Here is a 13,113-nt window from a genome sequence, read left to right as displayed (position 1 = left end):
TTCGTTCGCGAACCGCGTTGCCGTGCAAAATCGCGCCAGGCTAGGCGCGGGACGCAGGCAATGGTGGTCCCTTGGCAAGTCCCGCAACAACGCATGGCGCGATTTTGCGCGCAACCTGCAGGGGCGGGCCAGTTTTTGCGCGGAACCAGGCGCGAGACGCGAAGTCTGGTCGCCCAAACGAGCCGTCGAGCAACAACGGTCCGCGCAAAAACTGGCGCCGTCGCGGCCGTGAACGAAACAGGAACAGACCCTATCCGCGAGGTCCCGCGGCGATCTTGATCAGCTTGGCATAGTAGAAGCCGTCGTGGCCGCCTTCCTGCGGCAGCAACTGGCGGCCGTGGGGCTGCTTGAGGCCGAAGCCGCCGACGATGTCCAGCTCGCGGGCGCCGGGGGTGCGGGCCAGGAAGGCGGCGATGGTCTCGCGGTTCTCGTCCGGCAGCACCGAGCAGGTGGCGTAGAGCAGCACGCCGCCGACCTCCAGGGTCGGCCACAGGGCGTCGAGCAGTTCGCCCTGCAACTGCGCCAGGGCGGGGATGTCGTCGGCCTGGCGGGTCAGCTTGATGTCCGGGTGGCGGCGGATCACCCCGGTGGCCGAGCACGGCGCGTCGAGGAGGATGCGCTGGAACGGCCGGCCATCCCACCAGGCGGCGGTATCGCGGGCGTCGGCGGCGATCAGGGTGGCGTCCAGGCCGAGGCGTTGCAGGTTGTCGCGCACGCGGGCCAGGCGTTTTTCCTCCAGCTCCACGGCGACCACTCCGGCCAGGCCCGGTTCGGCCTCCAGCAGGTGGCAGGTCTTGCCGCCGGGCGCGGCGCAGGCGTCCAGCACGCGCTGGCCGGGCGCCAGTTCGAGCAGGTCGGCGGCCAGTTGCGCGGCTTCGTCCTGCACGCTGACCCGGCCTTCGGCGAAGCCTGGCAGGCCGGTGACGTCGCAGGCCTCGGCGAGAACGATGCCGTCGCGGCTGAACGCGCAGGGACTGGCGGCGATGCCGGCCTGGGCCAGTTCGGCGAGGTAGGCGTCGCGCGTGCCGTGGCGGCGGTTGGCTCGCAGGATCAGCGGCGGGTGGGCGTTGTTGGCCGCGCAGATGGCTTCCCAGTGCTCCGGCCAGGCGGCCTTCAGGGCCTTCTGCAACCAGCGCGGATGGGCGGTGCGCGCCACCGGATCGCGCTCCAGCCCGGCGAACAGCGCTTCGCCTTCACGCTGGGCGCGGCGCAGCACAGCGTTGAGCAGGCCCTTGGCCCAGGGCTTCTTGAGTTTGTCGACGCAGCCCACGGTTTCGCCGATCGCCGCGTGAGCGGGAATGCGGGTGTGGAACAACTGGTAGAGGCCGACCAGCAGCAGTGCCTCGACGTCCTTGTCGGCGGCTTTGAACGGCTTCTGCAGCAGCTTCTCGGCCAGCAGCATCAGGCGCGGCTGCCAGCGCGCGGCGCCGAACGCCAGGTCCTGGGCCAGGGCGCGGTCGCGCGATTCGACCTTGTCGAGCTGCGGCGGCAGGCTGCCGCCCAGCGAAGCCTTGCCGGCCAGCACCGCGCCCAACGCACGGGTGGCGGCCAGACGCGGGTTCATCGGCCGAGCACCGTGCCGATGGCGAACTGCTCGCGGCGGCTGTTGAACAGGTCGGCGAAGGCCAGCGGCTTGCCGCCGGGCAATTGCAGGCGGGTCAGGCACAGCGCGCCTTCGCCGCAGGCCACGGTGAGACCGTCCTTGCCGGCGGCGAGGATCGTGCCCGGTATGCCGCTGCCCTTGCCCAGGCGGGCGCCGAGCACCTTGAGCGGTTCGCCGCCGAGCGTGCTGTGGGTGCCCGGCCAGGGTGTGAAGGCGCGGATGCGCCGTTCCAGCTCGGTGGCCGGCAGCGACCAGTCGAGGCGGCCTTCGTCCTTGCTCAGCTTGTGCGCGTAGGTGGCCTGCGCGTCGTCCTGCACCTCGCCCACCAGGGTGCCGGCGGCCAGTCCGTCGATGGCTGCCAGCACCGCCGGCGGGCCGAGTTCGGCCAGGCGGTCGTGCAGGCTGCCGCCGGTGTCGTCCGCGCCGATGGGCGTGGTCACCTTGAGCAGCATCGGCCCGGTATCCAGGCCGGCCTCCATCTGCATCACGGTGACGCCGCTCTCCGCGTCGCCCGCCTCCACCGCGCGCTGGATCGGCGCCGCGCCGCGCCAGCGCGGCAGCAGCGAGGCGTGGCTGTTGATGCAGCCGAGGCGCGGGATGTCGAGCACCGCCTGGGGCAGGATCAGCCCGTAGGCGACCACCACCAGCAGGTCCGGCGCCAGCGCCGCCAGCTCGGCCTGGGCCTCGGCATTGCGCAGGCTCGGCGGCTGGTGCACGGGAATGCCGTGCTGGACGGCGAGCTGCTTGACCGGGCTGGGCATCAGCTTCTGCCCGCGCCCGGCCGGGCGATCCGGCTGGGTGTAGACGGCGACGATGTCGTGAGGGCTGGCCAGCAGGGCCTCGAGATGGGCGGCGGCGAATTCCGGGGTGCCGGCGAAGACGATGCGCAATGACTCGGACATGGGGCAGGGTCACCAAAAGAAAAAGGCTTGCCGGGGCAAGCCTTTGGGAGAATCGGGATCAGGCGCGCAGGCGGTGCTGCTTTTCAAGCTTCTTCTTGATCCGGTCGCGCTTGAGGCTGGACAGGTAGTCGACGAACAGCTTGCCGTTGAGGTGGTCGCACTCGTGCTGGATGCACACCGCCAGCAGGCCTTCGGCGATTTCCTCGAAGGGCTTGCCGTCGCGGTCGAGGGCCTTGATGCGGACCTTCTGCGGACGGTCGACGTTCTCGTAGAAGCCGGGCACCGACAGGCAGCCTTCCTGGTACTGGTCCATTTCGTCGGTCAGCGATTCGAACTCGGGGTTGATGAAAACCCGCGGCTCGGACTTGTCTTCCGACAGGTCCATCACCACCACGCGCTTGTGCACGTTGACCTGGGTCGCCGCCAGGCCGATGCCGGGCGCGGCGTACATGGTCTCGAACATGTCGTCGATCAGTTTGCGGATCGAATCGTCGACCACTTCCACCGGTTTGGCGATGGTGCGCAGGCGCGGATCGGGAAATTCGAGGATGGTCAGTATCGCCATATGCGTTTGTGATGCACTTGTGGAATAAATTCAAAAACCGCTGCTAATATGCCGAAGCCATTAGAAAAAGGCTTCAGGCCGCGTCCCTCAAGGGTTTCGACGCGGCGCTAGGGTGCTTCGCGAAGACACATAATAAAGGGATTCAGCGCATGAGGAAAACACTACTCGCCCTGCTGCTCCTCGCCGCTGGCGGCGCGGCCCAGGCGGATGTGCAATTGAGGGAGGGGCACCCGGACCGCTATACGGTGGTCAAGGGCGATACCTTGTGGGACATCTCCGGCAAGTTCCTGCGCCAGCCCTGGAAATGGCCGGAAATCTGGCACGTCAATCCGCAGATCGAAAACCCGCACCTGATCTACCCGGGTGACGTGCTGTCGCTGGTCTACGTCGACGGCCAGCCGCGCCTGATGCTCGGCCGTGGCGAATCGCGCGGCACCATCAAGCTGTCACCGAAGGTGCGCAGCACGCCGATGGCCGAAGCCATCCCGACCATCCCGCTGGAAGCGATCAACAGCTTCCTGCTCAGCAACCGCATCGTCGACACCGTCGAAGCCTTCGAAGACCGCCCCTATGTGGTTGCCGGCAACGCCGAACGCGTGGTCAGCGGCGCGGGCGACCGTGTCTACGCCCGTGGCCTGCTGGAGCCGGGCGTGCCGGTGTACGGCATCTTCCGCCAGGGCCGTACCTACATCGATCCGGAAACCCAGGAATTCCTCGGCATCAACGCCGACGACATCGGCGGCGGCCAGGTGGTGGCCGAGGAAGGCGACATCGCCACCCTGGAACTGACCCGCTCGACCCAGGAGGTGCGCCTCGGCGACCGCCTGTTCCCCACCGAGGAACGCTCGATCAACTCCACCTTCATGCCCAGCGAACCGAGCAGCGAGATCAAGGGCCTGATCCTCGACGTGCCGCGCGGGGTCACCCAGATCGGCCAGTTCGACGTGGTGACCATCAACAAGGGCAAGCGTGACGGCATCGCCGAAGGCAACGTGCTGGCGGTGTACAAGACCGGCGAGACGGTGCGCGACCGGGTCACCGGTGACGCCGTGAAGATCCCCGACGAGCGCGCCGGCCTGCTGATGGTGTTCCGCGCCTACGACAAGCTCAGCTACGGCCTGGTGCTCAACGCCACCCGCCAGTTGGCGGTGCTCGACAAGGTGCGCAACCCCTGAGTTGGCGGCCTCCTCCGAACCCCCGCCTCGCGGGGGTTCTGCTTTTCAGTGATCAAGGATGATCAGCATGACCTCGACCATCGGTCCCGCCGAGCTGGAAGCCCGGCTGCGCCTGCACAGCCTCCCCGAACTCGGCCCCGCCCGCCTGCGCAGACTGATCGCCGCATTCGGCGACGCCGCCTCCGCCCTCAGCGCGCCGGCCAGCGCCTGGCGCGCGCTGGGCCTGCCCATGACTTGCAGCGATGCGCGGCGCAGCCCGGCGACCCGTGAGCGTGCCGCCGCCGCGCTGGCCTGGCTGGAAGCCCCCGGCCAGCACTTGCTGATGTGGGACGACCCGGGCTATCCGGCGCTGCTCGCCGAACTGGCCGACGCCCCGCCCCTGCTGTTCGTCATCGGCGATCCGGGCCTGCTCGAACGGCCGCAACTGGCCCTGGTCGGCAGCCGCCGCGCCTCGCGACCGGGGCTCGACAATGCCCGTGCTTTCTCCCGCAGCCTGGCCGGCGGCGGCTTCGTGATCACCAGCGGCCTGGCCCTGGGCATCGACGGCGCCGCCCACCAGGGCGCGCTGGAGGTGGGCGGCAAGACCGTGGCGGTGCTCGGCACCGGCCTGGAACGGATCTATCCGGCCCGGCATGCGGGGCTGGCGCTGGAGATTCGCGAACGCGGCGGTGCGCTGGTCTCCGAACTGCCCCTGGACTGCCCACCGCAGGCCGCCAACTTCCCGCGTCGCAACCGCATCATCAGCGGCCTTTCGCTGGGTGTGCTGGTGATCGAGGCCAGCCCGTCGAGCGGTTCGCTGATCACCGCCCGGCTGGCGACGGAACAGGGCCGCGAGGTCTACGCCCTGCCCGGCTCGATCCATCATCCGGGCGCGCGCGGCTGCCACCAGTTGATCCGCGAGGGAGCGATCCTGGTGGAAAGCGTCGAGCACATCCTCGACAGCCTGCGTGGCTGGCAGCGCGTGGCACCGGTTGCGGACGAGCCCCGGCACTCGACGCCGGACGAACATCCGCTGGTGGAACTGCTGCACGCCGCACCGGCGACCAGCGAGGCGCTGGCCGAGACCAGCGGCTGGCCGCTGCCGGAGGTGCTGGCGGCGCTCACCGAACTGGAGCTGGAGGGCCGGGTGGTCTGCGAGGGCGGCCGCTGGCTGGCCCGTGCCGGCGAATCATGAGTCCCGTAGGGTGGGCCGGGCGGCGCTCCGCTTCAGCCCACCAATTACCGGTACAGACCGATTTACGCATTGGGTAAACTGCGCGCCATCGCGGTCTAGGAGCAAGGCGAATGGTCAGCAGTTGGCGGGTACGGCAGGTGGCGCGGGTGGTGTGCAACGGCGGGGTGATCGCCTATCCCACCGAGGCCGTCTGGGGCCTGGGCTGCGACCCCTGGGACGAGGCCGCGGTGGCGCGCCTGCTGGCGCTCAAGGACCGCCCGGTCAGCAAGGGCCTGATCCTGGTGGCCGACGATATCGACCAGTTCGACTTCCTGCTCGACGACTTCCCCCCGGCCTGGCTGGACCGTCTCGCCAGCACCTGGCCGGGACCGAACACCTGGCTGGTGCCGCACCAGGGCCGCCTGCCGGAGTGGATCACCGGCGGCAGCGACAAGGTCGCCCTGCGGGTCAGCGACCACCCGCTGGTGCGCGAACTCTGTGCGCTGGTCGGCCCGCTGGTGTCGACCTCGGCCAACCCCAGTGGCCGCCCGTCGGCGCGCACCCGGCTGCGGATCGAACAGTACTTCCACGGCCAGCTCGACGCGGTGCTCGCCGGCGAACTGGGCGGCCGACGCAACCCCAGCCTGATCCGCGACCTGGTCACCGGCGACGTGATCCGGCCGTCGTAGCCCCCCAAAAAAGCTGGAAGCCGGGAAGAGCGGCTGGAGGCTGGAAGGCTGGACGAAAAGGCCGCTCGGCTTTTGTAGGGTGTGCCGTGCGCACCGTTTACCCTGGCGCCAGCAGAGTGCTTCACCGGAAACATGGATGTTGGCCCCGGATCGGTGCGCACGGCGCACCCTACGTGTTGGGCTCCCAGCCGAACCGTCATCCCCGCGAACGCAGGGACCCAGTAAACAGCCTCCCGGATTTCATCCGGGCTACTCGTTCGCTGTCGTAGGAGCCAGCTTGCTGGCGATGCTTTTGCGTTGCCGCTGATCGCGCGCATGGCGCGCTCCTACAGGTCGGCATCGAGGCCGTGTTCGTAGGATCGGCGGGGACGCCCAGTCCCATGGCCGCGAAAAAGCTTGACGCAGAAGGTGCATGGCCAGCCTCCGGCCTCCAGCTACGGCAACAGCACGGTCGACCCGGTCGTCTGCCGGCTGCTCAGTGCTTCCTGGGCCTTGGCCGCGTCGGCGAGTGGGTAGCGGCGGCCGATCTCCACCTGGATCTTGCCGGCGGCGATCAAGCCGAACAGTTCGTCGGCCATCGTCTGCAGGCGTTCCTGGCTGTTGGCGTAGCCGAACAGCGTCGGCCGGGTGACGTACAGCGAGCCTTTCTGCGCCAGTACGGCGAGGTTGACCCCGGAGACCGGCCCCGAGGCGTTGCCGAAGCTGACCAGCAGCCCGCGCGGCGCCACGCAGTCGAGGGAGATTTCCCAGGTGTCCTTGCCCACCGAGTCGTAGACCACCGGGCATTTCGCTCCCTCGGTCAGCTCCAGCACCCGCGCCGGCACGTCCTCGCGGCTGTAGTCGATGGTCGCCCAGGCGCCGTTGGCCTTGGCCAGCGCGGCTTTCTGCGGCGACGACACGGTGCCGATCAGCTTCACGCCCAGCGCGCGCGCCCACTGGCAGGCGAGCAGGCCGACACCGCCGGCGGCGGCGTGCCAGAGGATGGTCTGGCCGGGCTGCACCTCGTAGGTCTGGCGCAGCAGGTACTGCACGGTGAGACCCTTGAGCATCACCGCGGCGGCTTGTTCGAAATCGATGGCGTCCGGCAGCTTGACCAGGTGGCTGGCCGGCAGCACGTGCAGTTCGCTATAGGCGCCGAGCGGGCCGGTGGCGTAGGCCACGCGATCGCCGACCGCGAAGCCGGTCACCTCGCTGCCCACGGCCTCCACCTCGCCGGCACCCTCGGTGCCCAGCCCGGACGGCAGCGCCGGCGGCGCGTACAGGCCGCTGCGGTAGTAGGTGTCGATGAAGTTAAGGCCGATCGCCCGGTTGCGCACCCGCACTTCCTGCGGGCCGGGTTCGGCGGGCTGGTAGTCGAGGTATTCGAGCACCTCGGGGCCGCCGTGACGGGAAAACTGGATACGCTTGGCCATGCCGATTCCTCCAACTGCGAAGCCCTTCATCCAAGCCGTCGCACTGATCGCCGTCAAGTCTTGATCGCGTATGACGATGGTATGCTTGCGCCCTGTTTTTCGCCCCGTTCCTGCCGCAAGGTGATGCCGTGACCCTACCCGTCGAGGCCGTGAAGGCCTATCTGCTGGACCTGCAAGACCGCATCTGCAACGCCCTGGAAGCCGAGGACGGCCGCGCGAGCTTCGCCGAGGACGCCTGGCAGCGTCCGGCGGGCGGCGGCGGTCGCACGCGGGTGATCGAGAACGGCGCGCTGGTCGAGAAGGGCGGGGTCAACTTCTCCCATGTGTTCGGCGAAGGCCTGCCGCCGTCGGCCAGCGCCCACCGGCCGGAACTGGCCGGGCGCGGTTTCCAGGCGCTCGGCGTGTCGCTGGTGATCCACCCGGAGAACCCCCACGTGCCCACCTCGCACGCCAACGTGCGCTTCTTCATCGCCGAGAAGGAAGGCGAGGCGCCGGTCTGGTGGTTCGGCGGCGGCTTCGACCTGACCCCCTACTACGGCAACGAAGAAGACTGCGTGCACTGGCACAAGGTTGCCCGCGACGCCTGCGCGCCGTTCGGCGCCGACGTCTACCCGCGCTACAAGGAATGGTGCGACCGCTACTTCCACCTCAAGCATCGCGGCGAGCCGCGCGGCATCGGTGGGCTGTTCTTCGACGACCTCAACCAGTGGGACTTCGACACCAGCTTCGCCTTCATCCGCGCCATCGGCGACGCTTACCTGGAGGCCTACCTGCCGATCGTGCGCAAGCGCAAGAACACCCCCTTCACCGAGCAGCAGCGCGAGTTCCAGGCCTTCCGTCGCGGCCGCTACGTGGAGTTCAACCTGGTCTACGACCGAGGCACGCTGTTCGGCCTGCAATCCGGCGGGCGCACCGAATCGATCCTCATGTCGCTGCCGCCGCTGGTGCGCTGGGGCTACGACTGGAAGCCGGCGCCGGGCAGCGAGGAAGCGCGGCTGACCGAGTACTTCCTCAAGGATCGCGACTGGCTTGGGCAGGCGGAGCCTCAAGCCTGAAGCTGGAAGCTGGAAGAAAAAAGCTTCAAGCTTTCAGCTTCACGCTTTCAGCTCAGGAATACCCATGGACCGCTACGCCGTCTTCGGCAACCCCATCGGCCACAGCAAGTCGCCACTGATCCATCGGATGTTCGCCGAGCAGACCGGCCAGCAGCTCAGCTACGAGCCGATCCTCGCGCCGCTGGACGATTTTGCCGGCGTGGCCCGTGAATTCTTCCGCGACGGCCTGGGCGCCAACGTCACCGTGCCGTTCAAGGAAGATGCCTACCGGCTCTGCGACGAACTCACCGAGCGCGCCCGGCGCGCCGGCGCGGTGAACACCCTGAGCCGGCTGGACGGCGGCCGCCTGCGTGGCGACAACACCGACGGCGCCGGCCTGGTCCGCGACCTGAAGCACAACGCCGGCTTTCCCCTCGCCGGCCAGCGCATCCTGCTGCTCGGCGCCGGCGGCGCGGCGCGCGGGGTGATCGAGCCGCTGCTCGCCGAGCGCCCGGCATCGCTGGTGATCGCCAACCGCACGGTGGAAAAGGCCGAGGAACTGGCGCGGCTGTTCGCCGAGCTGGGCCCGGTGGCGGCCTGCGGCTTCGACTGGCTGGAGGAAGAGGTCGACCTGATCGTCAACGCCACTTCGGCGAGCCTCGCCGGCGAGTTGCCGCCGCTGGCGCCGAGCCTGATCCGTCCGGGCCACACGCGCTGCTACGACATGATGTACGGCAAGGAACCGACCGCCTTCAACCGCTGGGCCGCCGGGCTGGGCGCGGCGCAGACGGTGGATGGCCTGGGCATGCTGGTCGAGCAGGCCGCCGAGGCGTTCTTCGTCTGGCGCGGCGTGCGTCCTGATGGTGCGGCGGTGCTGGCCGAGCTGCGCCGGCAGTTGGCGTGAGGGGCTGAGGCTACGGACCTGGCTCCCGTAGGAGCGGCCCATGGCCGCGATTCGCGCGCATGGCGCGCTCCTACGGTTTGAGCCCCGAGATTCGCAGCCTGGATGAAGTCCGGGACGCGAGCTACTACTGGGCTCCCGCGCCCGCGGGAAGCCAATAAAACAACGCGAGAGCCTGGGCCAGGGGGCTGCATGCCCCGGCAGGCTTCCCTATACTTGCGCGATCCGGCACGGATGCTGTGGCTTCCTACTTTCCTGCCTGCGGACCGCCTTCGTGAACAGCTTTCGTCGCTCCATCGCCAGCCTGATGCTGGTCTGCTCAAGCCTCTTCCTCTCCGGCCACGCTGTCGCCGAAAAATCCACGCCCAAGCGCCAGGAGCTGGCCTCCGGCAGCGCCCTGCTGGTCGACCTGAAGACCAACCAGGTGCTCTACTCCAGCAACCCCGAACTGGTGGTGCCGATCGCCTCGGTGACCAAGCTGATGACCGCCATGGTGGTTCTCGACGCCAAGCTGCCGCTGGACCAGAAGCTGCCGGTGGTGATCAAGGACGTGGCGGAGATGCGCGGGGTGTTCTCGCGGGTGCGCATCGGCAGCGAGATCAGCCGCCGCGAGATGCTGCTGCTGACGTTGATGTCCTCGGAGAACCGCGCCGCCGCCAGTCTTGCCCACCACTATCCGGGCGGCGTGCCGGCCTTCGTCGCGGCGATGAACGCCAAGGCCCGCGCATTGGGCATGACCCATACCCGCTATGCCGAGCCCACCGGGCTGTCGGAGAACAACGTCTCCAACGCCGGCGACCTGGTCAAGCTGCTCAAGGCCACCCAGCAGTACCCGCTGATCGGCCAGTTCAGCACCACCTCGGAGAAGACCGTGGCGTTCCGGAAGCCCAACTACACGCTGGGTTTCCGCAACACCAACAACCTGGTGCGCAAGCCCGACTGGAGCATCCAGGCGAGCAAGACCGGCTTCACCAACAAGGCCGGCCATTGCCTGGTGATGCGCACCATGATGAATGGCAAGCCGGTGGCCTTCGTGGTGCTCGATGCCTTCGGCAAGTACACCCATATGGCCGACGCCACCCGCCTCAAGCGCTGGGTGGAGACCGGCAGGATCACCCCGGTGGCGCCAGCGGCGCTGGCCTACAAGCAGCAGAAGCAGGCCGAGCGCGCGCGGATGATGCAGGCGGTGCAGTAGGGCGGGGTTTTCATTGGATCCCCGCGTTCGCGGGGATGACGTGAATGCCTGCGTCATGGCCCGGATGCAATCCGGGGAATCGGCAAGCCGTGTCCCGGACTTTGTCCAGGCCACGAATCTCGGGGCTCAAACCGTAGGCGCGCGCCATGCGCGCGAATCGCGGCCATGGGCCGCTCCTACGGGGTAAGCCCTTCACAGTCCGTAGCCCAGATGCAATCCGGGAAAACCGGCAAGCCGTGTCCCGGACTTCGTCCAGGCTACGAATCTCGGGGCTCAAACCGTAGGCGCGCGCCATGCGCGCGAATCGCGGCCATGGGCCGCTCCTACGGGGTAAGCCCTTCACAGTCCGTAGCCCGGATGCAATCCGGGGGAAACCGGCAACCCGCGTCCCGGACTTCGTCCAGGCCACGAATCTCGGGGCTCCAACCGTAGGAGCGCGCCATGCGCGCGAATCGCGGCCATGGGCCGCTCCCATGGGGGTAAGCCCTTCACAGGAACCAGCGGTACTCCCGCGCGCTGACTTCGTTCATGAAGTCCAGGTGGTCGTGGCGTTTGTTCTCGCAGTAGACGAACACGAACTCGCCGCCGAGCTTCTCGCGCACCACCGGGTGCGATTCCATGGCCGCCACGGCGCCGAGCATGTCCTTGGGGAAGTCGATACCGCTGGTGCGATCCTCGTTGAGCGGGGCGATGGGCTCGCGGCGGCTGTCCAGGCCGTGTTCCATGCCGCTGAGGATGGCCGCCAGTACCAGGTAGGGGTTGGCGTCGGCGCCGGCCAGACGGTGTTCGATGCGCAGGTTGCGGCCGTCCGACTCGGGGATGCGGATGCACGCGTCGCGGTCCTCGAAGCCCCAGCTTGCGCGGCTCGCCGCGTTGACCATGGCGCCGTAGCGGCGATAGGCGTTGTGGTTGGCGGCGAAGATCGGCATGCAGTGCGGCAGCAGGTCCAGGCAGCCGGCCACGGCGTGGCGCAGCGGGCGCTGGCCGTCGGCGTCGAGCAGGTTGTTGCCCTGCCGGTCGTAGAGGCTGACGTGCACGTGCATGCCGCTGCCCGGCGCCTGCAGGTAGGGCTTGCTCATGAAGCTGGCCCGGTGGCCGTGCTTGAGCGCCACGCCGCGCGTGCTGCGGCAGAACAGCGCGGCCCAGTCGGCGGCGCGCAGGCCGTCGTCGCAGTGGGCGAAGTTGATCTCGAACTGGCCGGGGCCGAGCTCGGCGGTGATCACGTTGGCGTCCACGCCCTGCTCGCGGGACGCCTCGACGATTTCGTGGAGCACGTCGGAGAAGCGCGACAGGCGCTCGATGTGCATGTTCGGCTGGTCGTCCTCGTCGCCGGTCAGCGGGTCGCGGGGGAATTGCGGCAGGCCGTCCTTGAGGGCGCGGTCGAACAGGTAGAACTCCAGTTCGAAGGCCACCACCGGGCGGATGCCGCGTGCCTCCAGACGCTTGAGGACCCGGGCCAGCACTTCGCGGGGTTCGAATTCGATGGGCGCTTCGGTGCCGTCGGAGCTGATCAGCATCTGCCCCAGCGGCTGGTTTTCCCAGCGCACCGGCTTGAGGGTGCCGGGGATCAGCCGGCGCGGCGCGTCCGGGTCGCCGTCGTTGAAGCAGTAGTCGCCGATCGGGTGCAGGCCGCCCTGCGCGCCGAGCAGCACGCAGTTCTGCGGCAGCTTGAGCGGGCTGCCGGCGGCGACCTTCTCGAGCATCTCGACGGGGTAGCGCTTGCCATAGAAATGGCCGGGGATGTCCAGGCTGATCAGGTCGACGTAGCGCACCTCGGGGTGCGCGGCGCGGAAGGCGCGGACTTCGCTGAGCAGGTCGGGGAATCGGTTGGCGTTGGTCATGATGTCGTGCCGGATCACGTAAAGACCCAGAGCACCCTCGTTGGCTTGTCGGTGAGATTGGCGTAGCGGAATTTTGCGTGGGCCGGGAGCTGGAAGCTGTCGTTGGGGCCGAGGGTGGCCGGCTCGGCGTCCTCGCCGTACCAGACGGTCAGTTCTCCCTCGAGGACGAAGCCGCCCTGCTCCGAGCTGTCGTCCAGGTGTCCCTCGCCGCTGGTGGCGCCGGGTTCGAGAAAGCTTTCCAGCATGGAGAAGCCGGCCGACATGGTCGGCGAGACCAGCACGTCGGTGATGCCGCCGGCGTAGTACAGCGTGCGCCGCTCTCCGGGACGGGTCACCCAGCGCCGCTCGCGCGGCCGGCTGGGATTGTAGAAGTAGGTGGTCGGCACGCCGAGCGCTTCGCTGATCGCGGTGAGGTCGGCGACGGTGGGACGCGACAGGCCTCGCTCGACCTGGGAGAGAAAGCCCACCGAGCGGTCGATGCGTGCGGCCAGCTCGCCGAGGGTGACGTTCTTGTGCTTGCGCAGGTCGCGGATCAGGATCGCCAGACCTTCGATTTCTTCCTGCTGGTTCATCGGGTGTTCCTGTGTTGCGAGTGGTACAGGGGTACTTCGTTTTCCGGGTCGCCGCCCCGGCGGTGCGCACG

At 68.5% G+C, this 13,113-nt stretch carries 12 protein-coding genes; 6 read left to right on the top strand and 6 right to left on the bottom strand.

What is annotated here, in order from left to right; genetic code table 11:
• Nucleotides 1–250: 250 nt before the first annotated feature.
• The 3 genes from rsmB to def are packed head-to-tail and all read right to left on the bottom strand — an operon-like array spanning nucleotide 251 to nucleotide 3,070.
• Nucleotides 251–1,564, bottom strand: coding sequence for a 16S rRNA (cytosine(967)-C(5))-methyltransferase RsmB (gene rsmB / locus PSEWESI4_RS05165; protein WP_187670114.1), 1,314 nt, complete (start codon nucleotides 1,562–1,564; stop codon nucleotides 251–253).
• The gene (fmt, locus tag PSEWESI4_RS05160) at nucleotides 1,561–2,505 is read right to left on the bottom strand and encodes a methionyl-tRNA formyltransferase (RefSeq protein ID WP_187670113.1); all 945 of its coding nucleotides are present in this window, start codon (nucleotides 2,503–2,505) and stop codon (nucleotides 1,561–1,563) included. The genes rsmB and fmt overlap by 4 nt, the downstream gene beginning before the upstream one ends.
• Before the next feature lie 58 nt (nucleotides 2,506–2,563).
• Entirely contained in the window at nucleotides 2,564–3,070 is a 507-nt protein-coding gene (gene def / locus PSEWESI4_RS05155; protein ID WP_187670112.1) for a peptide deformylase, read from the bottom strand.
• A gap of 149 nt (nucleotides 3,071–3,219) precedes the next feature.
• On the opposite strand from def, the gene PSEWESI4_RS05150 reads away from it, so the two are divergent.
• From PSEWESI4_RS05150 to PSEWESI4_RS05140, 3 genes are all read left to right on the top strand, one after another.
• Nucleotides 3,220–4,245, top strand: a complete 1,026-nt coding sequence (locus tag PSEWESI4_RS05150; RefSeq protein ID WP_187670111.1) for a LysM peptidoglycan-binding domain-containing protein — start codon at nucleotides 3,220–3,222, stop codon at nucleotides 4,243–4,245.
• A 67-nt stretch (nucleotides 4,246–4,312) separates the two neighbouring features.
• The gene (gene dprA / locus PSEWESI4_RS05145) at nucleotides 4,313–5,419 is read left to right on the top strand and encodes a DNA-processing protein DprA (protein ID WP_187670110.1); all 1,107 of its coding nucleotides are present in this window, start codon (nucleotides 4,313–4,315) and stop codon (nucleotides 5,417–5,419) included.
• A 110-nt stretch (nucleotides 5,420–5,529) separates the two neighbouring features.
• Nucleotides 5,530–6,087, top strand: coding sequence for an L-threonylcarbamoyladenylate synthase (locus tag PSEWESI4_RS05140; RefSeq protein WP_187670109.1), 558 nt, complete (start codon nucleotides 5,530–5,532; stop codon nucleotides 6,085–6,087).
• Between the two features lie 434 nt (nucleotides 6,088–6,521).
• On the opposite strand, the gene PSEWESI4_RS05135 is transcribed toward PSEWESI4_RS05140, so the two are convergent.
• The gene (locus PSEWESI4_RS05135; RefSeq protein ID WP_187670108.1) at nucleotides 6,522–7,499 is read right to left on the bottom strand and encodes an NADPH:quinone reductase; all 978 of its coding nucleotides are present in this window, start codon (nucleotides 7,497–7,499) and stop codon (nucleotides 6,522–6,524) included.
• 128 nt (nucleotides 7,500–7,627) lie between these two features.
• Between PSEWESI4_RS05135 and hemF the strand changes: the two genes are divergently transcribed.
• From hemF to pbpG, 3 genes are all read left to right on the top strand, one after another.
• Nucleotides 7,628–8,554: an oxygen-dependent coproporphyrinogen oxidase gene (gene hemF / locus PSEWESI4_RS05130; RefSeq protein ID WP_187670107.1), complete on the top strand. Its 927-nt coding sequence runs from the start codon at nucleotides 7,628–7,630 to the stop codon at nucleotides 8,552–8,554.
• Nucleotides 8,555–8,618: 64 nt separating this feature from the next.
• Nucleotides 8,619–9,437: a shikimate dehydrogenase gene (gene aroE / locus PSEWESI4_RS05125; protein WP_187670106.1), complete on the top strand. Its 819-nt coding sequence runs from the start codon at nucleotides 8,619–8,621 to the stop codon at nucleotides 9,435–9,437.
• Between the two features lie 271 nt (nucleotides 9,438–9,708).
• Nucleotides 9,709–10,629 (top strand): D-alanyl-D-alanine endopeptidase, encoded by a 921-nt coding sequence (gene pbpG, locus PSEWESI4_RS05120; protein ID WP_268960744.1) that lies wholly within the window; start codon nucleotides 9,709–9,711, stop codon nucleotides 10,627–10,629.
• Nucleotides 10,630–11,117: 488 nt separating this feature from the next.
• On the opposite strand, the gene PSEWESI4_RS05115 is transcribed toward pbpG, so the two are convergent.
• A complete protein-coding gene (locus tag PSEWESI4_RS05115; RefSeq protein WP_187670105.1) occupies nucleotides 11,118–12,470 on the bottom strand; it encodes a glutamine synthetase family protein in 1,353 nt (450 codons plus the stop codon).
• A gap of 14 nt (nucleotides 12,471–12,484) precedes the next feature.
• Nucleotides 12,485–13,042, bottom strand: coding sequence for a helix-turn-helix domain-containing protein (locus tag PSEWESI4_RS05110; protein WP_187670104.1), 558 nt, complete (start codon nucleotides 13,040–13,042; stop codon nucleotides 12,485–12,487).
• Nucleotides 13,043–13,113: the final 71 nt, after the last annotated feature.

It is taken from the genome of Zestomonas carbonaria (assembly GCF_904061905.1).
GTDB classification, from domain to species: domain Bacteria; phylum Pseudomonadota; class Gammaproteobacteria; order Pseudomonadales; family Pseudomonadaceae; genus Aquipseudomonas; species Aquipseudomonas carbonaria.
The sequence above is the reverse complement of the archived record's forward strand: the minus strand, read 5'-3'. Positions and strand labels throughout refer to the sequence as shown.